Raw genomic sequence first — 26572 nt, 5'->3', positions numbered from 1 at the left:
AAGGATATTCGATGAGCATTAAAGACGATATGGTTGTGCAGTTTAATTACACCCTGCGCGACGAAAAAGGCGATGTGATTGAGACTAACGAAGGCCGTGAGCCAATCGCCTATTTACATGGTCACGATAACATGATGCCAGGTGTAGAAAACGCGATTAATGGCAAAGCCATTGGTGAAAAGTTTACAGTGACTTTACCTTGCACAGAAACCTACGGTGAGCGCATCGAAGGTGAAGCGGCGCAGCAACGCGTATCGGTAAAACACTTATTAGGCGCAACTGCGTGGAAACCAGGTATGACAGCCGTGGTGCATACTGACCATGGTCAACGTCAAGTGACTATCGTTAAGGTGGGTAAATTTATGGCGACTGTGGATGTTAACCATCCATTAGCGGGTCGCGAACTGACCTTCGATATCGAAATCGTAGGTGCTCGCGATGCTAGCGATGAAGAAATCGCCCATGGTCATGCCCACGGGGTAGGTGGCCATCACCACTAATCTTAAGGGGCTAATCTTCACGCGAGATGCCCTTTAAGTCGATTAATTTAAGTTTTAAATTAATCGCAATAAAAAGCCCAAACCTTAGGTTTGGGCTTTTTATTTATCCGTTTGACGGTCATTGCTTAATAAAGGTTAGTTTAGTCATCATGGTGCGCAGTCAATGCAACATCACTGAAGAGTCTATCGAGGCTCTCCTTGCTTCTGCGTCGTTATTTGGGGTTGTTCGTGGTGAATGAGTTGCGTCTGCGCGAGGGCAAATGTGTTGTGACTGACAAGTGTAACGCCTGCAGCGAACACCAGCTGAGCACCAAAGAGCGCTTTGCTCAGGCTCGATGGATTTGATGGGGTTGATAAACGAATTGGCATAGTCGTCCGTATTAACAAGATATAGGGCTGGGTATGTGCTTGGATAGTCGTCGCAATCTAAGTCGGTAAGCTAAACCTAACGCGACATATTTACTCACGCTCAAGGAGTGCAGAGTACAGTACACTATTAACTATCGTTAGCTATCCAGCTTTTTAAGGGCGATTCTACGCGAGGGTTGTAACGAGATGCCAGAAAACGACAGCATTTACACCACACAAAAATGTAATCAACGTTTATTGGCCACAAAACTGAACAGCCTCTGACTTTAAAGCCCGTGGTTTATCGCCAAGATTGTCTTATTTGCACTTAATGAGATTCGCACCCTTCGATTCTCCCTGTTAGCCATAGTGACGTCTTATTGGCCGCTAAATTTGCTCGGGAAAGGTCACACTCTTTTGATATCTTTGTTAATATGGCGCGCGTTAACACAGAGTGGGTGTATTTGATGGTCATCGATTTTTCGCAGGGGAAGCTGATTGTGACTGAGCATGAAGTTCAGCTTCGCCTAAATGTTGCCAATGTGGTGCTGCAATCGCAGGCTGAGGATATCAGCCTGCGTCATTCCCCCCCAATGTTAATTGCCAATGGGGGTTCGGTGCGTTGGAGCCTTAAATTAGATAATGAGATCCAGCTTCACACATTGGCCGAAATCCTAGGAGTAGAGGTGCAATAGCCGTAAGACTAGGAACAATAGCGCTTTTTTAATTTAGCTTTATGAAGGATTTGTCAGCATGACACTGGAAAGAATTGTTGTTGAGCCGCAAACGACCGCCACGGCGGCGGTGATTTGGTTACATGGTTTAGGGGATTCGGGGGCCGGTTTTGCGCCCGTGGTACCCGCATTGGGGTTACCCGCGGGGCATAGCATTCGTTTTCTTTTCCCCCATGCCCCAGAGCAAGCGGTAACCATTAATGGCGGTTATATCATGCGCGCATGGTACGACATTAAGAGTATGGATTTGCACGATCGCGCCGATATGCAGGGCGTGATGGCATCGGAACTGAGTGTTAAAGCGCTGATTGAAGAGCAAATTGCTGCAGGTATTCCAAGTGAGCGTATTGTGCTGGCAGGTTTCAGCCAAGGCGGCGTGATGAGTCTTTTCACCGGTCTACGCTTTGAGCATAAGCTTGCGGGGATTATGGCACTCTCTTGTTATTTGCCAACTGGAGACGTGCTGCCTGCCCAGTTAAGCGCCGCCAATAAGGACACGCCTATATTGCATCAACACGGTGAACAGGACGATGTAGTGCCATTATTTGCCGGCAAGTTAGCTAAGGATGCTTTAGTGGACGCGGGTTACAAAGTGCAGTGGCAAACTTATCCCATGCCCCATTCGGTCATTCCTGCGCAATTAAAAGATATCAGTACTTGGTTACAGCTGCGTCTGCTTAGCTAAGTGTTCAAACGCTGTCATCCTAACGCGTGCCAGAATGAAAAAATGCCACCCTCGGGTGGCATTGATTTTTGGTTCATTTGCACCGAGCAAACTTCCCATCATTTTTACATTAATGGCTTAAGCGCAGCTCATGGCGGTGTTCATGCTGATAATGCTCGGCGCAGGCGCTGCAGCGTTGCTCGGTGGGATCTTGGTTCAAGCGTACCTGCTCAATTTCGGCTTCACAATCGGAGCACAGCCCATAGAGGCCTAAATCCAATTGGCATAGGGCAGCATCGAGGCGATTTAACCGCAAAAACAGTGGATGCTCGGTAAGGTGGCTCGATGCGAGCCTATCAATCATTTCGCCTAGGCTAAGGTGGGGGTTTTGGGCTCCCAGTACATCAATAAACTGTGGGAGCGTGTCGATTTCCTTCCTTAGACTCACTTCAAGCTCTGACAATTCTTGTCTGATGTGGGTGATACTCACGAAAAATCGCCTGTGTTAGATGACATTAGTTTTCAGTCTAATGTTTTAACCCTGACTGACTATGATAAAGATCAAGTCTCGAGACGATTTTCAGTTTTTTACATTGATTGACATAACAATTTATCCCTCTATCAACGGATAATGCTGTAATGCTATCAATCTTGGGGATTAATTCAGTGATTGTTGTGCTTTTTCTAATACCTGCACGATTTCTTCAGTGGTTTTAAATACCCTTAATTCCCTAAACAGGGTATCGGCCTCAGGATATTGGCGGTTTAAGTAACTGAACCACTGTTTAATGCGGGCGGGATAATAATCGCTTTTACGACCACTGAGTTCCCTTTGGGTGTAACTTAACATTAGGCCTAAGGTTTGCTCCCAACTATAGGGCACTGCACCTGTCTTAATGGTATCGGCAAGGTTAGGCAGCGAGATAGCGCCGCGGCCAATCATAATGCTGTCGCAACCAGTGACTTCCATGCAGCGCTTGGCATCTTCACTGTTCCAGATCTCACCGTTGGCAATCACGGGGATCGGCAGGCGGTTTCTTACTTCGGTAATGTATTCCCAATAGGCAGGCGGCTTGTAACCATCGACTTTGCTGCGGGCATGAATCGCAAGTTCAGTCGCACCCGCTTCATATACGGCGAGGGCATTTTCCATGAATAGGGACTTGTCTTCATACCCTAACCGGATTTTGGCGGTAACGGGCTGCTCCTTAGGAACGGCCTGACGCATGGCCCGGACAATATCGTGAATCGTATTAGGGTATTGCAGGAGCACGGCGCCGCCATTGCTGCGGTTAACCATTTTTGCTGGGCAGCCAAAGTTGGCATCTACGCCGTGGGAGCCAAGCTCGATAGCGCGCAGTGCATTTTCGGCCATGCATTGGGGTTCTTGCCCGAGTAATTGCACACGCACAGGTGTGCCCGATGGGGTAAAGCCGCCGTTGAGTAACTCAGGGCAGAGCTTTAAAAATACTTTTTCTGGCAGCAGCTGGTCAACGACTCTAACAAACTCAGTAACAAGGAGATCGTATGGGTTGATTGAAGACAGGATATCCCGCATCAAATCATCTACAACACCTTCCATCGGAGCCAAAATTACGCGCACTGCCACTACCCACATCAGTTTATAAAGGGCGTGCATTCTATCCTATTGGCCATGGGTTACAAAGTAGCACAGCAAGTAACGTCCCTGGAATATTGTGAATATGCCCTTAAATGGAGGTTGCCTACCTCGATTTTTTGTCCATTTCTGTGATTTAGTGTTACTTTTGAAATGAATTTAGCTGGAGTCGGGTCTTTTTGATAAACCAGCTTCGTAAACTGTTGTTGGTCTTTATTACTCAATAAACAAGAAGGATAGGTTATGAAAACAGTCAAACAAACAGCAGTCGCAGTGGCGTTAGGAACGGTAGTGGTAGGCTCGGCTTTTACTGTTAACGCACAAACCAATCCCTTTGGCTTTGAAGCCATGGATGCGGGTTATCAAATTGTGGGCTCAGAAGGGAAATGCGGTGAAGCCAAATGCGGTGAAGATATGAAGAAGGCCGCAGCCGAAAAAGCCAAGGAGGGTAAATGTGGCGCTGAAATGAAAGCGATGGGTGATAAAGCCAAAGAAGGCAGTTGTGGCGCTCAGATGAAAGCCGCTGCAGACAAAGCCAAAGAGGGCACTTGTGGTGCCGACATGAAAAAAGCGGCCGACAAAATGCAAGAAGGTAAATGCGGTGGTGAGATGAAAAAAGCCGCTGACAAAGTTGAAGCGAATACCGACGCCGTTAAAAAAGAAGTCAAGTAACAAAGGTGTTCTAGCTCAGAACCTGCTGGTTTTACATTAAGGCCAGGTGACGCTGGCCTTATGTTTCGCTTATTGACGTGCGAGTTGAGCTGTAATTACATTTTCAGGTCTATACGCAGTACGGCTTAAGTATTAGGGGGAATATGCAATCACATCTTGGCACCGTCGGCCTTGGGCTTAGGCGGGAAATGCTCAGTGAATTTTGCAATGCTGTACCAAGTCCAATCAATTTTTTCGAGGTTGCCCCCGAAAATTGGATGACCTTAGGCGGCAAATACGGCAAGCAATTTAAACAATTGACCGAGCAGCACACATTTTATTGCCATGGATTAAGTTTATCCATCGGTAGCCCGGCACCGCTTGATGTCGACTTTGTCCGCCGCATCAAAACCTTTTTAGATGAACACCAGATTCAGGTTTACTCGGAGCACTTAAGTTATTGCTCAGGCCTTGGTCATCTCTACGATTTAATGCCCATTCCCTTTACCGATGACGCCGTAAGGTATGTGGTAAATCGGGTAAAACAGGTCGAGGATATTTTAGAGCGGCCGCTCATCCTCGAAAATGTCTCCTACTATGCCGCCCTTGGAGCGCAGCTGACAGAGCTTGAATTTGTTAAAGCGGTGCTAGATGAGGCAAATTGTCGATTGCTGCTGGATGTAAACAATATCTATGTGAATTCGGTGAATCATCAATACGATGCCAGTGCATTTTTGAAGGCGATGCCCAGCGAGCGTATCGCTTATTTGCACATTGCTGGGCACTATCAACAGGCAGAAGATTTATTGATTGATACTCACGGCAGCGAGATTAATTCCCCCGTATGGCAACTTTTGCAGGAGTGTTATGCCCACCATGGGGTATTTCCCACCCTGTTAGAGCGTGATTTTAATCTGCCGGAAACAGCAAAGCTTATCAACGAAATCGAGCAAATTCACCTTTTCCAAGACGCTGCGCTGCAAGCGGGGAGTGTAGAAAAGAGGTTTGCCTCGTGAACCAGACGAAACAAATGGATTTTAAGGCCCATCAGCAAGTCTTTATGGACTATATCCGTAATCCCGAAAACCCTTTGCCTAAAGGGATTGCCTTTGAGCGGATGCAGGTTTATCGCGAGCTCTTTTTTAATAATGTATTTGGTTTTGTATCTAATGGTTTTCCTGTCTTAAAAAGTCTTTATTCTGCTAACCAATGGCTTGACCTCGTGCAGGCGTTCTTCAGTCAACATGATTGTCAGTCACCGATTTTTATTGATATCGCGGGGGAGTTTTTACATTTTTTGCAGTTCGAGTACCAGCAGAAGGAAGATGATCCTCAATTTATGCTGGAACTGGCCCACTATGAATGGTTGGAACTGGTGGTCGCCACTGCGAAAGCCGAACCAAAGACGCAGAGCACGACGCCCCGTGACATTAAAACCGCAATACTCAGCTTTAGCATTTCGGCAAGGGTAGCGCAGTATCATTATCCTGTGCATCAAATAAGCCCTGACTTTCGTCCAAGTGCCCCTTTATCCAGTCCGGTCTTTTTCTGTCTTTATCAGGATGAAGATTGTGACGTGACATTTTTACAGTTAACGCCATTAAGCGCTCAAGTACTGGGATATATCGCACAGGAGGGAAGAGTAGAGTTTGCTGCTCTCATCGATTGGCTCAATGTTACGTATCCCGAGATGGATAAAACCACACTGGTTTCTGGCTGTTTACCCTTAGTTGAACAATTAGTCGGTAAAGGTGTATTGGCTGCACACTAAGCGAAATGTAGTAAAAATCATCAAAAAAATTAATACCCACACAATAAAAGTGTTTTTATTGGCTACTTTAGCGGCTACAATGGCGCGCATTTTGTGATCTCGGTCACTGTCTAATTTCTGCAAACTAAATCTTACACACATTTGAGGAGCTGTAATGAGCAGTCAGCCGTTTAAAGACCCGTTTAACTTTATGTATTTCATCGGTTTTATTCTAGTCTTACTATTGCCTACGCTGCCTGCCAGCCTGACTTTGTTAAAGCAATTTGGTTTAATTTAAGCGGGTTTTAATCTCAAATTGAGTATAATACTGCCACTCAATGAGTGGCTTTTGTTTTTCAATTTGGGGCTTTTTAACACTATGGTACTGAAGCGTGGTTTCTTTCTATTGCTAGGTTGTTTAGCTCTGGCCCTAGGATTGCTCGGTATTGTGTTGCCTCTGCTGCCGACAGTGCCTTTTATTCTGCTCGCGGCTTTTTGTTTTGCGCGCTCGAGCGAGCGCTTACACCATTGGTTAATGAACCATCCTTGGTTTAGCGATGCACTTTTGCAGTGGCAAGAGAAACGGGCTATGCGCCCTACACTGAAGAAAAAGGCGATGTGGTTAACGGGACTGAGTTTTTGTATCAGTATCGCCATTGTGCCTATTGTGTGGGTGAAGTTTTTACTACTGTTAATGGCATTGGGCCTACTCTGGTACTTGAAATCAATACCGGAAATTGACTGACTTAGCGCGATTTTGTGTTAACCCTGATTTGATCTAAGGCACAAAATATCGACCAAATTGACCCTAGAGTGTGCTGGTTGTTGCAACTCTAGACAAAGCGGCATAAGCTTGGTGCGAATTACAACGCTCGTCCACACTCGCTGTGGACGTTTTGTTTTTATTGCCTGCAAATAGTATGGCGGCATGATTAAGTAACTTTTGAAGTAAATTAAATGGCTATGAATACCGAAACCTTATCCTTGATAAAACAGAGCATTAAAACCATTCCAAATTATCCTAAGGAAGGGATTCTTTTTCGCGATGTGACCAGTCTACTCGAAGATGCGCAAGCCTACAGAGCCACGATTGATTTGTTGTATCAACAATACCGTGAGCAGGGTTTTACTAAAGTTGTGGGTACTGAAGCCCGTGGCTTCCTGTTCGGGGCACCTCTAGCGCTAGCATTAGGTATCGGTTTTGTGCCCGTGCGTAAGCCTGGCAAGTTACCCCGTGCTACGGTAAGCCAAAGCTATGAGCTTGAATATGGCCACGACACCTTAGAAATCCACACCGATGCAATTAACTCCGGTGATAAAGTACTGGTGGTGGACGATTTATTAGCCACTGGCGGTACCATCGAAGCCACTGTGAAACTTATCCGTCAACTCGGCGGTGAAGTAAACGATGCGGCTTTTGTTATCTCTTTACCTGACTTAGGCGGTGAAGCGCGTTTAGAAGCCTTAGGTCTTGAGTTGGTTAAACTTTGTGAGTTTGAAGGCGAATAATTCTTCAGCTAAAGGCGCCTTGGGATAGTTTAATGGCATGTCGTTAAGTGACATGTTATCTTGCCATTATCCTGGGGCGCGATCCCCTTATTTGTACCACGCCATTCTTATATTGCACATTGGGGAGTGACATGTCATATCAGGTGTTAGCCAGAAAATGGCGACCTGCCACATTTGAACAAATGGTTGGTCAAAGCCATGTACTTCATGCATTAACCAATGCCTTGAGTCAGCAGCGTTTACACCATGCTTACCTTTTTACTGGCACCCGTGGTGTGGGTAAAACCAGCTTAGCGCGGCTTTTTGCCAAGGGCTTAAACTGTGAGAAGGGCGTAACCGCTTCCCCCTGTGGTGTGTGTGGCAGTTGTGTCGAAATTGCCCAAGGCCGTTTTGTGGACTTGATAGAGGTCGACGCCGCGTCCCGTACTAAGGTCGATGATACCCGCGAATTACTCGATAACGTACAGTATCGCCCGACCCGTGGTCGATTTAAGGTCTATCTCATTGACGAAGTGCACATGCTCTCGAGAAGTAGCTTTAATGCACTGTTAAAAACCTTGGAAGAGCCCCCCGAGCACGTTAAATTTCTACTGGCGACCACAGATCCACAAAAGCTTCCCGTGACAGTGTTATCCCGCTGTCTGCAATTTAATTTAAAAAGCCTGACCCAGCAGGAAATAGGTAACCAGCTTGAGCATATCCTGTCCCAAGAGCAATTGCCGTTTGAGCAGGAAGCCTTAAACCTGTTATCTAAGGCTGCTAATGGCAGTATGCGCGATGCCTTAAGTTTAACCGATCAGGCCATCGCCTTTGGCGGCGGCACTGTGATGCTCAATCAAGTGCAATCTATGCTGGGCAGTATCGATGAGCAACATGTATTAGGGCTGTTAAAAGCACTCACCGATGCCGATATTGCGGTGTTGATGCAGACCTGCAGCCAAGTGTTGGCCTATGGCGCCGATGCACAAGAAGTGCTGCGTAGTTTGCTCGAGTTATTACACCAAATAACGCTTACTCAATTTGCGCCAGCAGCGGCTCAGCAATCCCTTTATAGCACGCAAATTCAAGCTTTTGCCGAGCAGTTAATGCCTGAACAAGTGCAGCTTTATTATCAAATTTTGCTGACCGGCCGTAAGGATTTAGCCTATGCGCCGGATCCAAAATCGGGCCTTGAAATGGCGCTGTTACGTGCCGTTGCCTTTGTACCTGAAAAAAGTGTTCAGCGTTGGCAGGTGGAAAATGTCGCTAATGTAAGTTTGCCGGCAGCTGCTTCTGCTGAGGAGCAAGCGAGCCAAACTAACCGTCAACACTACACCCAAAGCAAAAGTGAAATCATTTCAAGTACAGGCGCAAAGCCAAACAGCTTGGAAAAAAAAACACTTGAACCCCGAGAGTCATTGTCTGAAACGGCACAAACCCCAGATAACTTAGTTGCTAATCCACAGGCAAACATGGATCACGGGAACGGGGCTAAACATGGAAGTGAACCAACAAATGGATCTGAGCGGAGCGGTGCCGCCCTGTCGGAGGCCGTTGCAGTAGAATTAACTTCAGTGGCGCCTTCGCTTCATCAGTCTGAAGCAGCAGACGATTTAGTCGATGACGAGGCGCTAAGTGCATCGCTCCAAACTGAGCAGCAAATTATTTTAAGCCAAGCTCAGAGCCAAGGTTTTGGAGCTACCGCAAGCTCGTCAACACCATCAAGTGTAGACGCCTTTAGCGATGGCGTAGATAGTGCCACCGATACCCAATCTGCAATTGAGGCAGAATTTTATTTATCTGAAGCCCCCTTAGAGGCCTATCAGAATGATTATGCTGAGGGCGAGTTTGACTACGATTATGTTCAAAGCAATGGATATTCCCCAAGCGATGAGTATGTGCAAAGTCAAGACTTGCAAGCCGATGTTTCGAACAGTGCTGATTCTGCAGGTGCAGTAACTGGAAACTCAATTGCAGAAGCCTCGGTAACGGATTATCTGCAAAATGGTAATCCGGTCTCAGGTGGTTTAGCTAAAGATAACTCTCAGTCTGCGATCACTGCATCTCAAAATATCAACTCTTCAGGCTTTGCCCTCGATGACGATGATATTTTATCCCAAGTATTAGCTGCCCGTGAATTACTGTTAACCGACCTCGATGCCTTGAGCACCAAGGACGGTGAAGAAAAAAAGCGTTCGATTGATGTCAAAGTAAAGCCGCAATTCCAATCAGAATCCCAGCCGAAGTCGATGAATAGACCAAAGGCTGAGTCACACAGTATGAGTGAAAGCACGGTAGAAATGCCTGCTCAAGTTAGTGGCTTAAGCGATATTGATTTCGATGATGACTTTGGCCTTGATGTGGATGCTGATTTTGCGCCTGAATCTCATTCTGAAAACGTTTCATTCGCAACAGAGACAACGATGGAGGCTGCGACATCGGCCATTGACACAACCGCTAATCGAGGCATTCATCCGGAACATAAACTGGATCCCAATGATCGCCCGCCTTGGGAAGAACCTTTAGCTCCAATACTTTCAGTAGAGCAAGGGTCAGCGACTCATAATTTGGCTGGTGAGGCTGCAATTCAGCCTATGGCAGACAGTACTGAAGCTAACTTGTCCGATGTCAACGGCCAAGAACAGCAGCCGGCTGTTGTACCATCGACTGAGGCTAAGGCGGTTATTGAAGGGACTGAAATCGAAGCCATCAATGCGAAGAAAGTCGATACGAGTATTGAAATTCTTGCCGCTAGCCACAACTTAGAGAGTAAACCGCAGAATCAAAACGAAGGCAGTGCAGTTGCCAGTAATGTGATCCCTTTGCATTCTACATCGCGTGAAACGTCGATGAGTAATGCTACAGCCATCAGTTTGGCGGTGCCAATCACCGGTCATCCGCTAGATCTGCATTGGTACAAGTTGATGGCAAGCCTTGAAATTGGTGGCCGGGTACGGCAATTGGCGGTCAACTCGATTTGTCAGGCATTGGAAAACCCATTGCCACTGCTGCTTAAACCTGACCAAAAACACTTAGCTGCACATATTGCCATTGAGCAGTTAGAACAAGCATTAACCGATGCCCTTGGTAGCCCAAGGCAAGTGTTGGTTAGCGTAGGTAGCGATAATAGCCGCGAAACGCCGCTAGACATGCGTAAACGTTTCCATCAGGAATTGTTACAACAGGCGCAGAAGTCGTTAATGACAGATGATAATGTGCAGTGGTTAATTAAGCGATTTGGTGCCGAGCTTAACAACGATACGATACAGTATCCGCAGGAATTACTAACTCAGCGCAGTAGCCTTATCGAGTCGCTGCCAGAGGCTGGCACTCAATTAGGTTGATGTTTTTTACCTCGTGGGTTATGCCGATGGGGGAACATCACTCAGACTGAGTGCACAAGTTTACCCTTGGGAGCGTGGCATTGATTGCCAATCCCATTTATTTCAGTAAGATTAGCCAGCTTAAAAGCTTGCGATTCACCTTAATAGAAGAGAAATGACTATGTTTGGAAAAGGCGGTATGGGCAATCTGATGAAACAAGCCCAGATGATGCAAGAAAGAATGGCAAAAATGCAGGAAGAAATTGCCCGCATGGAAATGGTCGGTGAAGCGGGTGCCGGTCTGGTTAAAGTGACCATGACAGGTGCACACACAGTGCGTAAAGTAGAAATCGATCCAAGCCTGATGGAAGACGACAAAGAAATGTTAGAAGATTTGATTGCCGCAGCCTGTAACGATGCTGCCCGTCGAATCGAAGAGAACCAAAAAGCCAAGATGGCCGAAGTGACTGGCGGTATGCAATTACCACCAGGCATGAAAATGCCATTCTAATTGGGAAGAGCATGAAATTCAGTCCACTGCTCGACGAGTTAATTCAGTCCCTGCGTTGCTTACCTGGAGTTGGGCCAAAATCGGCCCAACGTATGGCGTTTCAACTGCTTGAGCGTGACAGAAAGGTGGGCTTAAAGCTTGCGACCTCACTGTCGAATGCGATGAGTGAGATTGGTCATTGCCAATCCTGTCGTACTTACACTGAAGAGTCGCTGTGCCCGATTTGTGCAAGCCACAAGCGCGGTACCTCATCGACCATTTGCGTGGTCGAGACCCCAGCCGATGTACTTGCCATTGAAGCGGGTGGACATTTTTCTGGTCGTTATTTTGTCTTACTTGGGCACTTATCGCCCTTAGATGGCATAGGACCAGATGAATTGGGCTTATCCCTACTCGAGCGCCATCTTGCCTCGGGTGATGTGGCTGAACTCATTCTTGCGACTAACCCTACGGTGGAAGGTGAAGCGACGGCCCATTTTATTGCTGATATGGCAAGGCGCCACCAAGTGACCATTAGCCGTATCGCCCACGGCGTACCTGTGGGTGGCGAGCTTGAATATGTCGATAGCACAACCCTAGCGTTATCCTTTAATGGTCGCGTACCGTTATAGATAACCGCAGTAGCGCAATTGCTGAACTCATCGAAATAACCCGCACCGCCACGGCTATGCGGGTTTTCTTTTTTCCGTCTTCTAGTCGTTTCTAAAATTCGTTTATCCATTTTGTGCATTATTTTTAGCCAGTTAAACCCTGATTTTATCCTGCCCCTTGAAAAGCCATTTTACAGCCCCATTTATTCATCATTAAGCGGTTGCTTTAATTAACTTGCGTAACAAAAAAGGAAAATTTCATGTCACAAGTCGAAACTCATGGCTTTCAAACCGAAGTCAAACAGCTGTTACATCTGATGATCCACTCTTTGTATTCCAACAAAGAAATTTTCTTGCGTGAATTAGTCTCTAACGCTGCCGATGCGGCCGATAAGCTGCGTTACCTAGCGTTGACCAATGACGCCCTTTATGAAGGTGATGGCGAGTTACGTGTACGCATTAGTGCCGATAAAGACAAAGGCACTGTGACCATTGAAGACAATGGCGTGGGTATGACCCGTGATGGCGTGATTGAACACTTAGGCACGATCGCGAAATCGGGCACAGCCGAGTTCTTCAAAAATTTATCCGGTGAAGCGTCTAAAGATTCGCAATTAATTGGTCAGTTCGGCGTCGGTTTCTACTCCGCCTTTATCGTGGCGAAGAAAGTTACCGTGCGTACCCGCGCGGCGGGTCATAAGGCCGATGAAGCGGTATTATGGGAATCGGAAGGTGAAGGTAGTTTCACCGTTGAAACCATCACTAAGGCCAGCCGTGGTACCCAAATTACCCTGCATCTGCGTGATGAAGAAAAAGAATTTGCCGATGATTGGCGCCTACGCTCGATCATCACTAAATACTCAGATCATATCTCTGTGCCTGTAGAAATGTGGCAAGAAGGCACGCCCGAGCGCGATGGTCCTGATGGCGAAAAAGTGCCAGCAACCGAGGGCTTCTGGAAGGTGATGAACAAGGCAACTGCGCTGTGGATGCGCAATAAGTCTGACGTCACAGATGAAGAATACCAAGAATTTTATAAGCACATTTCACATGATTACACCGACGCGCTCTTGTGGAGCCACAACCGCGTTGAAGGTAAACAGGAATACACTAACCTACTGTATATCCCATCAAAAGCACCATGGGATCTGTGGAACCGCGACCGCAAGCACGGTCTGAAGTTATTCGTTCAACGCGTGTTTATCATGGATGATGCTGAGCAGTTCATGCCATCTTACCTGCGTTTTGTGCAGGGCTTGATTGACTCGAATGACTTGCCACTGAACGTGTCTCGCGAAATTTTGCAAGATAACCACATCACGAAAGCGATGCGCACCGGTATCACCAAGCGCGTGCTAGGTATGTTGGAAAAACTGGCCAAAGACGATGCAGAAAAATACCAACAATTCTGGGCTGAGTTTGGCCAAGTCTTAAAAGAAGGTCCTGCGGAAGATTTTGCAAATCGCGAGCGTATCGCAGGTTTGCTGCGTTTTGCGTCGACCCATACCGGCAGCGCGGCGCCAACCGTGTCACTCGATGACTACCTAAGCCGTATGAAGGAAGGCCAAAGCAAGATTTACTATATCGTTGCCGACAGCCACGATGCGGCGGCCAATAGCCCGCACCTAGAATTGCTGCGTAAGAAAGGCATCGAAGTACTACTGATGTCAGAGCGAATCGATGAGTGGCTAATCAACCACTTAACTGAGTACAAAGAGAAACAACTGCACTCAGTGACCCGTGGCGATTTAGAGCTAGGTGAGCTTGAAGATGCGGCTGAGAAGGAAGCGCAGGAGAAGCTTGCAGAGGAATCCGCGCCGCTGCTAGAGCGTTTTAAAGCAGCATTAGGCGCAGCTGTGGCCGATGTGAAGGTAACGTCTCGTTTAACCGATACCCCAGCCTGTGTGGTAACCGGTGAAGGCGAGATGTCGAGCCAGATGATCAAACTGATGCAGGCAGCGGGTCAACCGGTGCCAGAGGTTAAACCGACCTTTGAAATTAACCCTGCTCACCCATTAGTGGCGCGCTTAAATGATCTTCAGGACGAAACCGTCTTTGCCGATTGGTCGAATCTGTTGCTCCAGCAGGCGCAGCTTTCTGAGAAGGGCAGCCTTGCGGATCCATCGGCCTTCATTAAGCTGATGAATCAGATGTTACTGGCGAATATGAAGTAATCATAATGTCAACCCTGGGGCGCATTAGTTTAGGCTAAGGCGCCCCAAAGCATTTATGCCGTATCACTGCTAAACAATGTGATACTCAACAAAGTTGGCACTTAAGCTGTTTTAGCGACGACTCACTTTCATGTGGCAGTGCAAGCTGCGACAGATTAATTGCCTACTTTGGATCTAAAGGGAATACCATGGACAATATCCTCGATCTAACTAAAGAAAATATTCAGCAAGTCGTTGATGCTTCAATGCAGCAACTGGTGGTGATGGTGTTTTGGGCTCAGCCTCAGCCACAGAGTGTGGCCATGGTGCAGACACTCGAGCAAATTGCGACGCAAAATGCTGGCCGTTTTGTACTGGCGAAAGTGAACTGCGAAACCGAATTGGAAATTGCTAATTATTTCCGCATTCAGGCGCTGCCAACGACCTTAGTGCTCGACAAAGGTCAACCCATCGATGGTTTTGCGGGCCAGCAGGACGCCGCGCAGGTCAATGCCATGCTTGAGAAGCATTTACCGCCACTGTGGAAGCTGCAATTAGAGCAAGCCAAAGCCGTATTAGGCTTAAGCCAAGTATCCGATGAGGACTTAGCGACGGTCACTGTGCTGCTTAAGGATGCACACGCGAGTTCTAATCAGAACGCAGAAGTCACCCTGATGCTCGCCGACGTGTACCTGATGCAGGCTGAATTAGCGCTGGCGCAAAGTCTACTTGAGACTATCGGCCTTGCCGATCAAGATAGTTACTACCAGAGCCTTAAAGCCAAACTGACACTCGCCTTAGATGCGGCAGATACGCCTGAAATTCGTGCATTACAGCAGCAATTAGCGAATGAACCACAAAATTTAGTGTTATTACTCGAACTCAGTAAAGCCCTGCATGCGGCCCACCGCGAAGAGGAAGCGTTGGAGCATTTATACGCGGTACTACTCAAGGACTTAACTGCAGAAAATGGTAAAGTTAAACAACTGTTTATGGAGATTTTGACCGCGATAGGACAGGGTAATGCCCTCGCGAATCAATACCGTCGTAAGCTGTATTCTTTGCTCTATTAACTAACATATTTACTACAAAATCGTAAATAAATAGTGGGTTTTGAGGCTAAAGTCGAAGTTAAAAGCCTTCTAAATGGCGGTCAGATGTGCGAAGATCGCCGGCCTAAGAACAATATCAATGCGAAAAGAGGACTCTTGAGATGCGCATTATCCTATTGGGCGCCCCAGGTGCCGGTAAAGGTACCCAGGCCCAGTTCATTATGGAGCAGTACGGTATCCCACAAATTTCTACTGGTGACATGTTACGTGCTGCAGTTAAAGCGGGCACACCACTGGGTTTAGAAGCGAAAAAGGTGATGGATGCGGGTCAACTGGTTTCTGATGATCTGATTATTGGACTGGTGAAAGAGCGTATCGCCCAGGACGATTGTGCTAAAGGTTTCCTATTAGACGGTTTCCCACGCACCATCCCACAGGCAGACGCAATGGCCGCTAACGGTATCAGCATTGATCATGTGATTGAAATCGACGTACCTGACGAAGAAATCGTTAAGCGTATGAGTGGTCGTCGTGTTCACCCGGGTTCTGGCCGTGTTTACCACGTTGTGTTCAATCCACCTAAAGTGGAAGGCAAAGACGATGTGACGGGCGAAGACTTAGCTATTCGTCCAGACGACGAAGAAGCAACAGTACGTAAGCGCTTGGCGATTTACCACGATCAAACTAAGCCATTAGTTGAATACTATGGCAATGTTGCGGCTGCGGGTAATACCCAGTACAACAAGTTTGACGGTACTCAATCTGTTGCTGCCGTGAGCGAGCAATTAGCCAGCGTGCTGAAATAAGCCCTAGCCAAACTAATTACGAGAACAAGTTCTCAAATTAGGAAAAAGCCTGCATTTGCAGGCTTTTTTTATGGCTGAGTGGATGTTAGCCTGCGGGGGTAATTGGCTGATAAAAGGTACCACTTTGACTTCTCCTTCTCCTGCGTTTGGTGTGTTATTAGTGAATCTTGGCACTCCAGATGAACCTACTCCTCGCGCGGTTAAACGCTTTCTCAAACAATTTTTAAGTGATCCCCGCGTGGTCGATATGTCCCCTTGGCTTTGGCAGCCAATTCTGCAGGGCATCATCCTAAACACCCGTCCCGCAAAAGTGGCCAAGCTCTACGAGAGCGTGTGGACAGAGCAGGGCTCGCCGCTGATGGTGATTAGCGAGCAGCAGGCACAGAAGCTGGAAGCCGATCTCAGTGCCACCTTTAATCAACACATCCCCGTCGAACTTGGCATGAGCTACGGCAATCCCTCCATTGATGCCGGTATTGAAAAACTTAAGGCTCGAGGCGCTGAGCGTATCGTTGTGCTGCCATTATATCCACAGTATTCCTGCTCTACCGTGGCGAGCGTATTCGATGCGGTGGCGAACTATTGCACTCAGGTGCGCGATATTCCAGAGCTTCGCTTTAGCAAGCAGTATTTCGATCATAGCGCGTATATTGAAGCCCTAGCGCAATCGGTTCGCCGCCATTGGAAACTAAACGGCCAAGCGCAAAAGCTGATTTTATCCTTCCACGGCATTCCGCTGCGTTATGCCACCGAGGGTGATCCATATCCACAGCAGTGCTTCGCTACGGCCAAGTTACTGGCGCAAACCCTAGGGCTTGATGACGACCAGTGGCAGGTGTGTTTCCAATCTCGATTCGGTAAGGAAGAGTGGTTAACGCCCTATGCCGATGAATTACTCGGTCAATTGCCTGCAAAAGGCGTAAAAAGTGTGGATGTGATTTGCCCTGCCTTTGCCACCGATTGTCTCGAAACCCTAGAGGAAATCTCCATCGGCGGCGCTGAAACCTTCCTGCATGCGGGCGGGGAGAAGTATCAATTTATTCCCTGTCTTAATGATGATGAGTTACACATCGAGCTATTAAGACAATTAGTACAGGAACAGGCACAGTCCTGGTGTTAATGTAAACAGTCGATTTTACTGCCTTAATCTCAGCATTAAGCCTCTAGTTTCATGCTGATTTTATGGTAGAATCTGCGCCCCCTGAGGCAGGGAGTGGTTTTTTACACTTCCTCGCCTAGACTCATCATTTATTAGGACATGGCGGATATTTTTCGTCATTATGCCCATTAGCATGGATGCCAGGAAAAGAGAGCCACTATGAAGTTTCCCGGTCAGCGCAAATCGAAACATTATTTTCCGGTCAAAACCCGAGATCCTTTGCTTGAGCAACTGACTCAGCAACCTCAGCCTTTTGCGACCTATATCAGCGGTATCGACCAAACCTTGGTGGATATCGAGGCCAAGGTAGAAGATGAGCTGCTAAGTCGTTATAACTTACCTAAGGGCAATTCCACCTTAATCGATGATGCTAAGGCCCATGCGCTTTACCAAGAACTCAAAACGAACAATATGATTAGTGACGAGTTTGCTGGTGGCACTATCGGGAATACCGTCCATAACTATTCGATTTTGGCCGACGATCGCTCAGTGTTGTTTGGCGTAATGAGCCAAAACATTGAAGTCGGCAGTTACGCCTATCGTTATCTGTGTAATACCTCCTCAAAAGTTGACTTAAATTTCCTCCAGCCAGTAAATGGTCCTATTGGTCGCTGCTTTACCCTGATTTCCGATTGCGGCGAGCGTACCTTTGCAATTAGTAAGGGGGCGATGGATAAATTAACGCCTGAATATATCGATAAAGATGTGGTGCAGGGCAGTGCGGCGTTGGTGTTAACCGCCTATTTGATGCGTGCGAGCGGTGGCGATCGCATTACCGATGCCGCCATGTGTGCTATCGAATACGCAAAAGAAGCCGACGTGCCTGTGGTATTAACACTAGGCACCCGCTTCTTAATTGAAGAAGACCCGGTTTGGTGGCAAAACTTTATCAGTGAGCATGTCACAGTGCTCGCCATGAACGAGGATGAAGGCGAGGCGTTAACCGGCTTTCGTGATCCTTTGCTTGCCAGTGAAAAAGCACTGGAGTGGTGCGATATGGTGCTCACCACCGCTGGGCCCATTGGGCTTTATACCGCAGGTTACACCGATGATGCTGAAAAGCGCCAAACCACCCATACCTTGCTGCCAGGCGCGATTCCTGAATTTAACCGCTATGAATTTTCGCGTCCAAAACTTCAGCGTGACTGTGAAAACCCCATCAAGGTTTATGCGCATATTTCACCCTATATGGGCGGCCCTGAAAAAATCGGTAACACTAATGGTGCCGGTGATGGCGCGCTATCGGCCCTATTACATGACCTTGCGGCAAACACGTTCCACAAGACCAATGTGCCAGGTTCGAGCAAGCATAAGCGTGACGGCCTATGTTATTCATCCTTCTCGCAAATTTGTAAATACGCTAACCGCGTGGCCTATGAGGTGCTTGCACAGCACAGCCCTCGCTTATCCCGTGGGTTACCTGAGCGTGAAGACAGCTTAGAAGAATCCTATTGGGAAAGATAAGTTTCCAAAAGTGTACAAAAGGGCAGTAGCGGCTAGCGTTATTGCCCTTTTTGTTCTAGGGCTATAACGCCCTTAGTGACTGTGTGACATTTTATCAACAATTAAACTTAGGCTGCCCAATTTTTGCTACAGCCCATATCGAATAAGTGGTAGTGTTAGACCATTTACGTGCTCCCAATAACAGTGAATGGTTAAGGTGGAATTTTCGGTGAAAGCGCAGATTTTAAGAGAAATGAAGGTGCTTCAGGCTATCGAGCCTGAATTTGAAGTGCAGCGCCGTGTGGCGTTTATTAAAACTAAACTGAAAGATGCCCGCAGCAAGACCTTGGTGCTTGGGATAAGTGGTGGTGTAGATTCCTCCACCGCGGGCCGTTTATGCCAATTAGCGGTAGATAGCTTAAACAGCGAGCAACCAGAGGGCGGCTATCAGTTTATTGCCATGCGCTTACCCTATCAGATCCAAAAAGATGAGCATGAAGCCCAATTAGCCTGCCAATTTATCCAGCCGACTAAACTGGTCACGGTAAACGTACACCAAGGAGTGGACGGTGTGCATCAATCCACATTAACAGCGTTTGTGGAAGCTGGTCTACGCTCACCGGACGCGGCAAAGGTGGATTTTGTAAAGGGTAACGTCAAAGCGCGAATGCGTATGATCGCTCAATACGAAATGGCGGGCCTTTTAGGCGGCTTAGTGGTGGGAACCGATCACAGCGCTGAAAACATCACTGGCTTTTACACTAAGTGGGGCGATGGGGCCTGCGACTTAGCGCCTTTATTTGGTTTAAATAAACGCCAAGTGCGCCAATTAGCAGCCTACTTAGGTGCGCCAGAATCCTTAGTTTATAAGGCTCCTACCGCGGATTTAGAAGACAATCAGCCGCTGCTTGAGGATGAAGTCGCCCTCGGCTTAACCTATGAGCAAATCGATGATTTCTTAGAAGGCAAAGCGGTGGATGCGGCAGTGGAAGAGAAGCTTATCAATATCTATAAAGCGACTCAGCATAAGCGCCAAGCGATACCAACGATTTACGATTGATAGTCAGTCTTTTAAAAAGCACCCATTCGGGTGCTTTTTTGTTGGCATAAATTTGTGGGTTAAGGTGCTAGTTTGCGGCAATATAGGCACGGGTGAGTTCGATTAACGCATTGGAATATTGGCGATAATCCAGATAGGGAGTCGATAGGCAATGCTTAATGCTCGGACTGCCCAATTCAGGCTGGATGATATGGATTTTGCCTTCGGCATCTAATGTCTTGTGATACAGCGGAGTTAACCCCAAAAGCGTTGTTGCGACTTGACCGCAAACAAAATGGGTTTGTGCATGGGGGTGAAATGTGCGGCTACCAATCAGGATAACCTCATGTTGCTTTAGCAGTAAATTGTCGCGATAGCTGCGCCAGTCATCCCCTACAACACAAATTTTTGCCATAATAGTGAGGACCTTACGCCAATGATTCCCATTAAGTGCGATAAGCTTTTCACAGGCATCAGGGTGCTGAACATCCCAATTAGTATCTAGTAATGGGGCATTGGGTAGATAAAACGCATAGCTTGGGTTGGGGGCGCCAATTAGCATGAAGGTTCACTTGACTGGTTAAAACTGGTGCCATACTAACGCGAAATCCGTTGAGCGAAAACGTTAATTAAGCGAGAGCGGCATTAGCCTTGATAATTTTATGACTCGCAATTCATTGTCATTGTTTGATTTTTAACGCCTAGGGGCATAAATGAAAGCCATTATTATTGGTTCGACTAAACATCTGTTGATGGCTGCAGGCTATGCCTTGCTCGGGATTATACTTACAGCCCTGATCGGCGGCATTTATTTTTTGAACTCCCGCCCCGATTTATCCCTGTGGCATACCACAGAACTTAAAAATGAATTTCGCTATAACACTAAAATTGAACACTTTAGTGAATACTTGGCCCTTGAGGACAAATTGTTTGCCGAGCTAGAAACTAAGGTGTTACAGAAAGTGCCTGCGTCGGAAGTTTCTCCGGTAAATCGCTATGTGAAGGACAGTCTTTCAAATCCAAGTCATTGGCGAAACAATTGGAATCGCAGTTTCGAGTGGCCAAAGGAAAATGCCGAGTTTGGGGTGTTATTGCTCCATGGTATGTCAGATTCACCCTATGCGATGTCGAATTTGGCCTTACATTTTAAGGGTAAGGCACATGTGTTGGGGCTGCGATTACCTGGTCACGGCACGATTCCAAGCGGTTTAGTTAATCTTTATTGGCAGGATTTAGCCGCTGCCGTAAATTTAGCGACAGCCCATATGAAACAAAAGTTAAACGGCAAACCTTTATTTGTTGTTGGGTTTTCAACAGGGGCGGCAACAGCGCTTAATCATGAGTTAGAACGGATTAACCAGAACCAGCCGGCGGATTTTGCAGGGATGATCTTTTTATCCCCAGCAATTGCCCTTGACCCAATTGCTGCCGCGGCGCGTTGGCAGAGTTGGTTAGGACGGGTGCTTAATTTGGATAAATTGCAATGGAACAGTATTCAGATGGAATACGATCCTTTTAAGTACACCTCATTTGCAGTGAATGCGGGGGATGTTGTGTATCAATTAGCACTGCGTAACCAAAGTCTGTTGAGTGGTTTAACCGCAGAGCAGTTATTACAAATCCCATCCATTCTGACTTTTCAATCCGTTGTCGATGCGACAGTATCGACTCCCGCGGTCTTACAGCAGCTTTATCAAGCATTACCCGAACATGGGCATGAGTTAGTGTTGTTTGATATCAATCGGATTGCGCTGAACAGCAAGATGATGCCAGATGATCCTTTAGCACTGTTATTACCGCCAGTTTCGCAGCAGGTGCATTACCGCGGCACATTAATTGAGAACATCAATAGCGACACAACGCAGGTTCAAGCGCGTGAGTTTGGGATTTCGACAGGGGAAAATCTCGCGCCTCAGATTGAACCACTCAGTCTCGAATGGCCTGCTGGCGTGTACTCCTTATCCCATGTGGCATTGCCATTTTCGGATAATGACAGTCTTTATGGTAATAAAACCCGTGAGAATGCGACTCGCATTCAAATCGGTGCATCTGCGCCAAGGGGAGAGCGGGGTGTTTACAGTGTGCCCGCGGCCGAAATGCTGAGGCAAAAGTGGAATCCCTTCTATGGCTATATGATTTCGCGCATTGATCAATATCAAACGGCCCATATGGGCAATTGAGATATTGAATATCTATAGTGTTCACTCAGCACAGCTTGCGTTTCGAAGACAGAATTGATCCGTGTTGAGTGTTCTGGTTCTGATTGGGCTGAGCTTAATAGGATTGATTTTGATAACAGGGCTAACGATTTAGCCCTGTTGTTAATTCTAGTGCAGAAAAGGCTAGCCAATGAGCGTGCACACCACGCAATTGCGTCCTTTTTCTTTTGCCGCATACAGGTTTTCATCGGCCTGTTTTAACCAAGACTGTAGATCATTACTGTAGGATGCATCGGCGATTATGGCACCGATACTTACGGTCACACTAAAGGTCATGCCGTCGACAGGATTGATGATAGCTGCGGTTGAAAGTTTTTCACGGAATTCATTAAGGTGTTGCTCCACCTTAAACACATTGCACATGGGTAGGATCAGCACAAATTCTTCACCACCATAGCGACATAGCAAATCGACATCCCGTTTAAAGTGTCCCGATAATACTTCAGCCATCACTTTTAAACATTCATCCCCGGCTAAATGACCATAGGTATCATTGACTTTTTTGAAGAAATCTAAGTCGAGGAGTACTACCGCAATGGCATCATCACCACGTTCACATAAGTCCTGAATTTGTAAAAATTGTTTCTCCGTATAGCGGCGATTATAGAGGTTGGTGAGGGAGTCGCGCTCAGCCATCTCCTTTAATTTCAGGTTAGCAATTTCCAAATCTTGGGTTCGTTGTTTAACTTTATCTTCGAGTTCAAGTTGGTTATTTAGCAAGGCCTGTTGATTTGACTCTAGGCTTTCATATAGCGAATAAATCTCTATTGGCGTGCTGCTGTCGAGTAATCCCTTGGCAAACTTTTCTTTATTGATTTTGCCATCTTCACCTTGGCTAAAATGGTTTGCGAGTAGGGCTAGAGGGGTGGTTGTCAGTCGGCTTATCGCTTTAGCTATGATGATTGCGCCCGCCATGCTAACGAGCAATAACATAATCGTTTTCGTATATTGTTCTTCCGTTAACTTCAGCAGCGGAATGAAAGGTTCAAGCACATAGATTTGCCAGCCATTTTTCAGAGTATGGTGGGCATAAATAAATTCTGGGGTCTCTGTATCTGCCTGATTAATGTTCATTAAGTGCAGGTTTGTATGATAATCGTTGTTACCTAAGGTGAAATTAAACTTAGTTAAAGGGCTCAGCGCTAAGTTATCTGATGCATAAACAATGTTGGATTTATCGTCAAGAATGACAATTGACTGGGTTTCGTGGTGCTGGTTCTGGTTGTCAACATGGTCGAAATAGTTCAAATCTAAGCTACCTTCGACTATACCGATGGCCTTTTCTTGAGCCTCATCGAATATAGGTGCACTGATGGCAATAATAATCCCTTGCCCGATACCGCGGCCAACGAATACTGGTGAAACAAAGGTTCTATGATGTTTGAAGGTTTCGATAAAGTAATCCCTGTCTTTAACATTAATATTTTTATTCATATTGTTGATTTGATGTAATCTTTCAAGTGGACTACCCGCAACGATTTCTCCCTGTTCATTCGCGATTAACATCGTATTAAAATTGTTATTTAGGCTTTGCACACTACTCAACATATCCTGCCATTGGTCGACGGGGATTTTGGCTGCGCTGATAAATTTCCCCATAATAGATACGGCACGGGTATTCGTATCGAGGTAGGTCTCGGTGGCATGGCTTAGAAAAATACCTGTATCGTTAAGGTTACGTTTTATTAGCTCTTGCTGCTTATTCAAAAAGTAATGGTTAAACACTAAAGAAGAGGTCAGTAAACTGATGGTAGTGATAATGATAAAGAGATAGCTCAAATGGGAACTAAAACTGCGGCGGTTGTGATACTCAAGTTTATTTTTCATGTGCCACAGTTTGGGAATGGCAAAAACGCAAAGCTCACCTAACGTGGTGTAAAATATCCCATTAAATGCCTGTTTTATGGTGGTAAAAGGAATATGGCTGATTGACATTCCGGTAATCAACCAAAGATACAAACCCATTAAAGGCAGCCCGAGGAAAACCCAATAACCAATATTGGCGTAAAGTATCGGAAATTCCTTGCGTCTGGCATAACCGAGCCAGACCGCTTCCAGAAGAAAGACTAAGTAAACGTGGGCACTCGACCAAGCAATCATTAAGCCAGTAGCCGTAAATAAAGCGGTAAACAAGGCGTACCAAGGGCCGAGTAAAATGGCAACAATGACCACAGCAGCATTGCCCAAGATTAACTGGACGTTAGCGAAAAGTGGTATCGGATAGAGATTTAGCAACAGACCAATCAGGCCTAATGCGGTCGCCAACTTTAAATGTGTGGCATTCACAGCGGATAGACGCAAATTTAAATCCCTTTAGTCAAAATAATGCTTATAAAGCAATCGATTGCACTAAACTTTCAGCTATTCAAGCTTAGCAGATGTTTGTTGATTGGATCTTTTAATACATTCGTTACTCCGTTTTAAGTCTCGAAAAGTATGAACTGCACTGAATTAACGGGATTATCCATAAAAAACTAACACTTCAGCTTAGAAACTAATCAGTTAAGCAATAACAGCACATTAACCACTTGCGTCGTGGCAGGGCACTTGCTAAAGTCTGCCTCACTTAGGATAAACCCCATCAATTGTGTTCTAAGTAAAGTGGTTAGGTTGTCCAAAATAAACTCTTAACTACTCGAGATATTCGGTATGTAGCGCAGCCCGGTAGCGCACTGTCATGGGGTGTCAGGGGTCGGAGGTTCGAATCCTCTCATACCGACCAAATTATAATACATCAAAGCCTGCAACTAGCTAGTTTGCAGGCTTTTTTGTTTTCGTCACTTGGCAGATTCAGTTTAATTGCGGTGCTCGCAATTCGTTATCCCCAAGCCATAAGTACCTATTTCACTCATTCATCATTCACGTAAAATCATTTGCTTTATCGTAATATGTCAGCTGTTTAGGTTAGGCGATGTATGGTATTACAGTTTGATTTGACACTTTTTTATCAGCCGATAAAAGGTACTTCGTGAAACATTAAGTTGCCTTGCGGCGGCCGAAATATTGTGTTTATTGTCTATGATGGCCTTAAGTAAGTTTTCCGCATTGAGTAGGGAATTCTCGGAAGGATTTTGTCGCCTTGAAGTTATTAACTCTTCTAATCCTAAATCCCGTGGGCTAATTGATGGGGGTTCAGCCATCACGGCTCCACGGCGGATCCGGTTCTGTAGTTCACGTACATTGCCTGGCCAGGCATAATGTTTAATAGCATGTTTGGCCTCATCACTAAATGACAACAGCGGGTAACTTGGGTGTTCTTGAGCCAAAAAGAGTTCCGCTATTACCATAATATCACTCATATATTCTCGTAAAGAAGGGACATGCAGACGCAGCACATTGATTCGATGGAAAAGGTCCTCCCGAAAGCGTCCCTCCTCAACTGCAGTCTCCAAATCTTGATGTGAGGCAAACAAAAGACGACAATCAACGGCTTGAGCTTGGGTTGAACCAATGCGATAAATGTGTTTTTCATCGAGGAACTGTAACAAATTAACCTGTAATTCGAGGGGGAGGTCGGCGATTTCGTCGAGAAATAATGTTCCCCCCTGTGCTTGCTCTAGATAGCCTAAATAGCGTTTCTCTGCGCCAGTAAAGGCACCTTTTTCAAACCCAAAGAGCGTTGATTGAATTAATGTGGGGGGAAGGGCTCCACAGTTTAGTGCAATAAAGGGGCCTTCGTGCCGAGCTGATAAATGGTGTAGCCATTTGGCACATAATCCTTTCCCTGTTCCAGTTTCTCCACTTATTAAGACCGTTTGATCCGATTGACCCAATTTGTCTAAATCCTTTCTTAGCTTTTGAAGACTAGGATGCTTGCCTAGAATGGGTGGCAGTGTTTGGGGATATAAAGAGGATGCTAAGGTTTTACCATTCAGTTTGGCCATACCGTAGGCGTGGCCCAGTGAATCGTTTAAACGTAACCAATCTAATGGCTGATGAAAATAATCATTAAAATGCTCAGCTAGAATGTGCTTACAGTCCCTATTAAGCTGACCCTCTGTAATGGCTGTCCAGCGTAATTTGGGATGAAAAACTTTAATTTTACTCAGATTTTCAGTCAGTTCCTTTAAATGCAATGGCTTGGCGTCGACCGTGGCGATTGCCACATCGATTTGATAATTATCCATAATCTTAAGTGCTGATTGCGCATCCAGTGCTGTAAGAACGAACCAATCAAATGGCGCTAGCTGCTGTTTTACATCGGGTAACTTTTCATGGGGATCCAGTATTAACAGCTGGCGTTGATTGAAGCTCGCTAATTCGGGTGTTGCCGGCATAGTTGGGCGCATACACGTCAGAGCGTTGGAGTGCTTCTGCAGTTAAGTGTAGGTTGTGCATTCTGCGGCCTCAAGCTTGAAAACATCAACCTTTGGATCTAGCGTAAAATTAAATTGACTATTTTACAGTGTGATATGTTTTAAATTGAGATGATGGAAAGATCAAACAGAACCCTGATGAGGTTCAAGCAGCAATTGGCTATGTTCACCAATATCGGCAAAAGGGGTGACAAGTAAGTAGTTTGCT

The 26572-nt window shown here is 46.3% G+C and carries 23 protein-coding genes and 1 tRNA gene; 19 read left to right on the top strand and 5 right to left on the bottom strand.

Features of this window, described 5'->3' with window-relative positions; translation table 11 throughout:
• The first annotated feature begins 11 nt into the window (after window positions 1–11).
• The 3 genes from K0H61_RS10360 (at window position 12) to K0H61_RS10350 (ending at window position 2267) form a co-directional block, all read left to right on the top strand.
• The gene (locus tag K0H61_RS10360) at window positions 12–500 is read left to right on the top strand and encodes an FKBP-type peptidyl-prolyl cis-trans isomerase (protein WP_220049110.1); all 489 of its coding nucleotides are present in this window, start codon (window positions 12–14) and stop codon (window positions 498–500) included.
• 815 nt (window positions 501–1315) lie between these two features.
• Complete coding sequence (locus K0H61_RS10355; protein ID WP_220049109.1) at window positions 1316–1543, top strand: DUF3389 domain-containing protein; 228 nt, start codon at window positions 1316–1318, stop codon at window positions 1541–1543.
• 58 nt (window positions 1544–1601) lie between these two features.
• The gene (locus K0H61_RS10350) at window positions 1602–2267 is read left to right on the top strand and encodes an alpha/beta hydrolase (RefSeq protein WP_220049108.1); all 666 of its coding nucleotides are present in this window, start codon (window positions 1602–1604) and stop codon (window positions 2265–2267) included.
• A gap of 109 nt (window positions 2268–2376) precedes the next feature.
• Here the strand turns inward: K0H61_RS10350 and K0H61_RS10345 are convergent, their stop codons facing one another.
• Window positions 2377–2736: a TraR/DksA family transcriptional regulator gene (locus K0H61_RS10345; protein WP_220049107.1), complete on the bottom strand. Its 360-nt coding sequence runs from the start codon at window positions 2734–2736 to the stop codon at window positions 2377–2379.
• Window positions 2737–2904: 168 nt separating this feature from the next.
• The gene (locus tag K0H61_RS10340; protein ID WP_220052646.1) at window positions 2905–3849 is read right to left on the bottom strand and encodes a tRNA-dihydrouridine synthase; all 945 of its coding nucleotides are present in this window, start codon (window positions 3847–3849) and stop codon (window positions 2905–2907) included.
• A 258-nt stretch (window positions 3850–4107) separates the two neighbouring features.
• On the opposite strand from K0H61_RS10340, the gene K0H61_RS10335 reads away from it, so the two are divergent.
• The 14 genes from K0H61_RS10335 to nadE all read left to right on the top strand — a co-directional run bounded on the left by K0H61_RS10335 (window position 4108) and on the right by nadE (window position 19850).
• Window positions 4108–4536 (top strand): HvfA family oxazolone/thioamide-modified RiPP metallophore, encoded by a 429-nt coding sequence (locus K0H61_RS10335; RefSeq protein ID WP_220049106.1) that lies wholly within the window; start codon window positions 4108–4110, stop codon window positions 4534–4536.
• A 143-nt stretch (window positions 4537–4679) separates the two neighbouring features.
• The gene (locus K0H61_RS10330; RefSeq protein ID WP_220049105.1) at window positions 4680–5531 is read left to right on the top strand and encodes an HvfB family MNIO-type RiPP peptide maturase; all 852 of its coding nucleotides are present in this window, start codon (window positions 4680–4682) and stop codon (window positions 5529–5531) included.
• Window positions 5532–5545: 14 nt separating this feature from the next.
• Window positions 5546–6286, top strand: coding sequence for an HvfC family RiPP maturation protein (locus K0H61_RS10325; RefSeq protein WP_220052639.1), 741 nt, complete (start codon window positions 5546–5548; stop codon window positions 6284–6286).
• Between the two features lie 358 nt (window positions 6287–6644).
• A complete protein-coding gene (locus K0H61_RS10320) occupies window positions 6645–7010 on the top strand; it encodes a YbaN family protein (RefSeq protein ID WP_220052632.1) in 366 nt (121 codons plus the stop codon).
• A gap of 212 nt (window positions 7011–7222) precedes the next feature.
• Window positions 7223–7774 carry an adenine phosphoribosyltransferase gene (apt, locus tag K0H61_RS10315; protein ID WP_220049104.1) on the top strand — a complete coding sequence of 184 codons (552 nt, stop codon included), beginning with the start codon at window positions 7223–7225 and terminating at the stop codon, window positions 7772–7774.
• A 131-nt stretch (window positions 7775–7905) separates the two neighbouring features.
• Window positions 7906–11097: a DNA polymerase III subunit gamma/tau gene (dnaX, locus tag K0H61_RS10310; RefSeq protein WP_220049103.1), complete on the top strand. Its 3192-nt coding sequence runs from the start codon at window positions 7906–7908 to the stop codon at window positions 11095–11097.
• 160 nt (window positions 11098–11257) lie between these two features.
• The gene (locus K0H61_RS10305; protein ID WP_220052630.1) at window positions 11258–11587 is read left to right on the top strand and encodes a YbaB/EbfC family nucleoid-associated protein; all 330 of its coding nucleotides are present in this window, start codon (window positions 11258–11260) and stop codon (window positions 11585–11587) included.
• 11 nt (window positions 11588–11598) lie between these two features.
• Window positions 11599–12198: a recombination mediator RecR gene (gene recR, locus K0H61_RS10300; protein WP_220049101.1), complete on the top strand. Its 600-nt coding sequence runs from the start codon at window positions 11599–11601 to the stop codon at window positions 12196–12198.
• 239 nt (window positions 12199–12437) lie between these two features.
• Entirely contained in the window at window positions 12438–14351 is a 1914-nt protein-coding gene (gene htpG, locus K0H61_RS10295; RefSeq protein ID WP_220049099.1) for a molecular chaperone HtpG, read from the top strand.
• A gap of 188 nt (window positions 14352–14539) precedes the next feature.
• Window positions 14540–15403, top strand: a complete 864-nt coding sequence (locus K0H61_RS10290; protein ID WP_220049098.1) for a co-chaperone YbbN — start codon at window positions 14540–14542, stop codon at window positions 15401–15403.
• Between the two features lie 140 nt (window positions 15404–15543).
• On the top strand, window positions 15544–16188 hold the full coding sequence (gene adk / locus K0H61_RS10285) for an adenylate kinase (RefSeq protein WP_220049097.1): 645 nt from the start codon (window positions 15544–15546) through the stop codon (window positions 16186–16188).
• An 82-nt stretch (window positions 16189–16270) separates the two neighbouring features.
• Window positions 16271–17308, top strand: a complete 1038-nt coding sequence (hemH, locus tag K0H61_RS10280) for a ferrochelatase (RefSeq protein WP_220052626.1) — start codon at window positions 16271–16273, stop codon at window positions 17306–17308.
• Window positions 17309–17506: 198 nt separating this feature from the next.
• Window positions 17507–18811, top strand: a complete 1305-nt coding sequence (locus K0H61_RS10275) for an inosine/guanosine kinase (protein ID WP_220049096.1) — start codon at window positions 17507–17509, stop codon at window positions 18809–18811.
• 208 nt (window positions 18812–19019) lie between these two features.
• The gene (nadE, locus tag K0H61_RS10270; RefSeq protein WP_220049095.1) at window positions 19020–19850 is read left to right on the top strand and encodes an NAD(+) synthase; all 831 of its coding nucleotides are present in this window, start codon (window positions 19020–19022) and stop codon (window positions 19848–19850) included.
• A 67-nt stretch (window positions 19851–19917) separates the two neighbouring features.
• Here the strand turns inward: nadE and K0H61_RS10265 are convergent, their stop codons facing one another.
• Window positions 19918–20391, bottom strand: a complete 474-nt coding sequence (locus K0H61_RS10265) for a DUF6942 family protein (protein ID WP_220049094.1) — start codon at window positions 20389–20391, stop codon at window positions 19918–19920.
• Window positions 20392–20542: 151 nt separating this feature from the next.
• Between K0H61_RS10265 and K0H61_RS10260 the strand changes: the two genes are divergently transcribed.
• Window positions 20543–22009: an alpha/beta hydrolase gene (locus tag K0H61_RS10260; protein ID WP_220049093.1), complete on the top strand. Its 1467-nt coding sequence runs from the start codon at window positions 20543–20545 to the stop codon at window positions 22007–22009.
• 162 nt (window positions 22010–22171) lie between these two features.
• Here the strand turns inward: K0H61_RS10260 and K0H61_RS10255 are convergent, their stop codons facing one another.
• Window positions 22172–24349, bottom strand: a complete 2178-nt coding sequence (locus K0H61_RS10255) for a sensor domain-containing diguanylate cyclase (RefSeq protein WP_220049092.1) — start codon at window positions 24347–24349, stop codon at window positions 22172–22174.
• A gap of 344 nt (window positions 24350–24693) precedes the next feature.
• On the opposite strand from K0H61_RS10255, the gene K0H61_RS10250 reads away from it, so the two are divergent.
• A tRNA-Pro gene (locus tag K0H61_RS10250) sits at window positions 24694–24770 on the top strand.
• Window positions 24771–24969: 199 nt separating this feature from the next.
• Here the strand turns inward: K0H61_RS10250 and K0H61_RS10245 are convergent.
• Entirely contained in the window at window positions 24970–26325 is a 1356-nt protein-coding gene (locus K0H61_RS10245; protein ID WP_258405940.1) for a sigma-54-dependent transcriptional regulator, read from the bottom strand.
• Window positions 26326–26572 lie beyond the last annotated feature (247 nt).

It is taken from the genome of Shewanella acanthi (assembly GCF_019457475.1).
GTDB classification, from domain to species: Bacteria; Pseudomonadota; Gammaproteobacteria; order Enterobacterales; family Shewanellaceae; genus Shewanella; species Shewanella acanthi.
Note: the sequence above shows the minus strand (reverse complement) of the source record. Positions and strands in the feature narration are given on the sequence as shown.

Coding starts and splice junctions, on each gene's coding strand:
- K0H61_RS10275 (WP_220049096.1), top strand. CDS start 17,507: ATGAAGTTTCCCGGTCAGCGCAAATCGAAACATTATTTTCCGGTCAAA.
- K0H61_RS10350 (WP_220049108.1), top strand. CDS start 1,602: ATGACACTGGAAAGAATTGTTGTTGAGCCGCAAACGACCGCCACGGCG.
- K0H61_RS10290 (WP_220049098.1), top strand. CDS start 14,540: ATGGACAATATCCTCGATCTAACTAAAGAAAATATTCAGCAAGTCGTT.
- K0H61_RS10245 (WP_258405940.1), bottom strand. CDS start 26,325: ATGCCGGCAACACCCGAATTAGCGAGCTTCAATCAACGCCAGCTGTTA.
- K0H61_RS10360 (WP_220049110.1), top strand. CDS start 12: ATGAGCATTAAAGACGATATGGTTGTGCAGTTTAATTACACCCTGCGC.
- recR (WP_220049101.1), top strand. CDS start 11,599: ATGAAATTCAGTCCACTGCTCGACGAGTTAATTCAGTCCCTGCGTTGC.
- apt (WP_220049104.1), top strand. CDS start 7,223: ATGGCTATGAATACCGAAACCTTATCCTTGATAAAACAGAGCATTAAA.
- adk (WP_220049097.1), top strand. CDS start 15,544: ATGCGCATTATCCTATTGGGCGCCCCAGGTGCCGGTAAAGGTACCCAG.
- K0H61_RS10355 (WP_220049109.1), top strand. CDS start 1,316: ATGGTCATCGATTTTTCGCAGGGGAAGCTGATTGTGACTGAGCATGAA.
- K0H61_RS10330 (WP_220049105.1), top strand. CDS start 4,680: ATGCAATCACATCTTGGCACCGTCGGCCTTGGGCTTAGGCGGGAAATG.
- K0H61_RS10325 (WP_220052639.1), top strand. CDS start 5,546: ATGGATTTTAAGGCCCATCAGCAAGTCTTTATGGACTATATCCGTAAT.
- K0H61_RS10320 (WP_220052632.1), top strand. CDS start 6,645: ATGGTACTGAAGCGTGGTTTCTTTCTATTGCTAGGTTGTTTAGCTCTG.
- dnaX (WP_220049103.1), top strand. CDS start 7,906: ATGTCATATCAGGTGTTAGCCAGAAAATGGCGACCTGCCACATTTGAA.
- K0H61_RS10335 (WP_220049106.1), top strand. CDS start 4,108: ATGAAAACAGTCAAACAAACAGCAGTCGCAGTGGCGTTAGGAACGGTA.
- hemH (WP_220052626.1), top strand. CDS start 16,271: ATGTTAGCCTGCGGGGGTAATTGGCTGATAAAAGGTACCACTTTGACT.
- K0H61_RS10260 (WP_220049093.1), top strand. CDS start 20,543: ATGAAAGCCATTATTATTGGTTCGACTAAACATCTGTTGATGGCTGCA.
- K0H61_RS10265 (WP_220049094.1), bottom strand. CDS start 20,391: ATGCTAATTGGCGCCCCCAACCCAAGCTATGCGTTTTATCTACCCAAT.
- K0H61_RS10305 (WP_220052630.1), top strand. CDS start 11,258: ATGTTTGGAAAAGGCGGTATGGGCAATCTGATGAAACAAGCCCAGATG.
- htpG (WP_220049099.1), top strand. CDS start 12,438: ATGTCACAAGTCGAAACTCATGGCTTTCAAACCGAAGTCAAACAGCTG.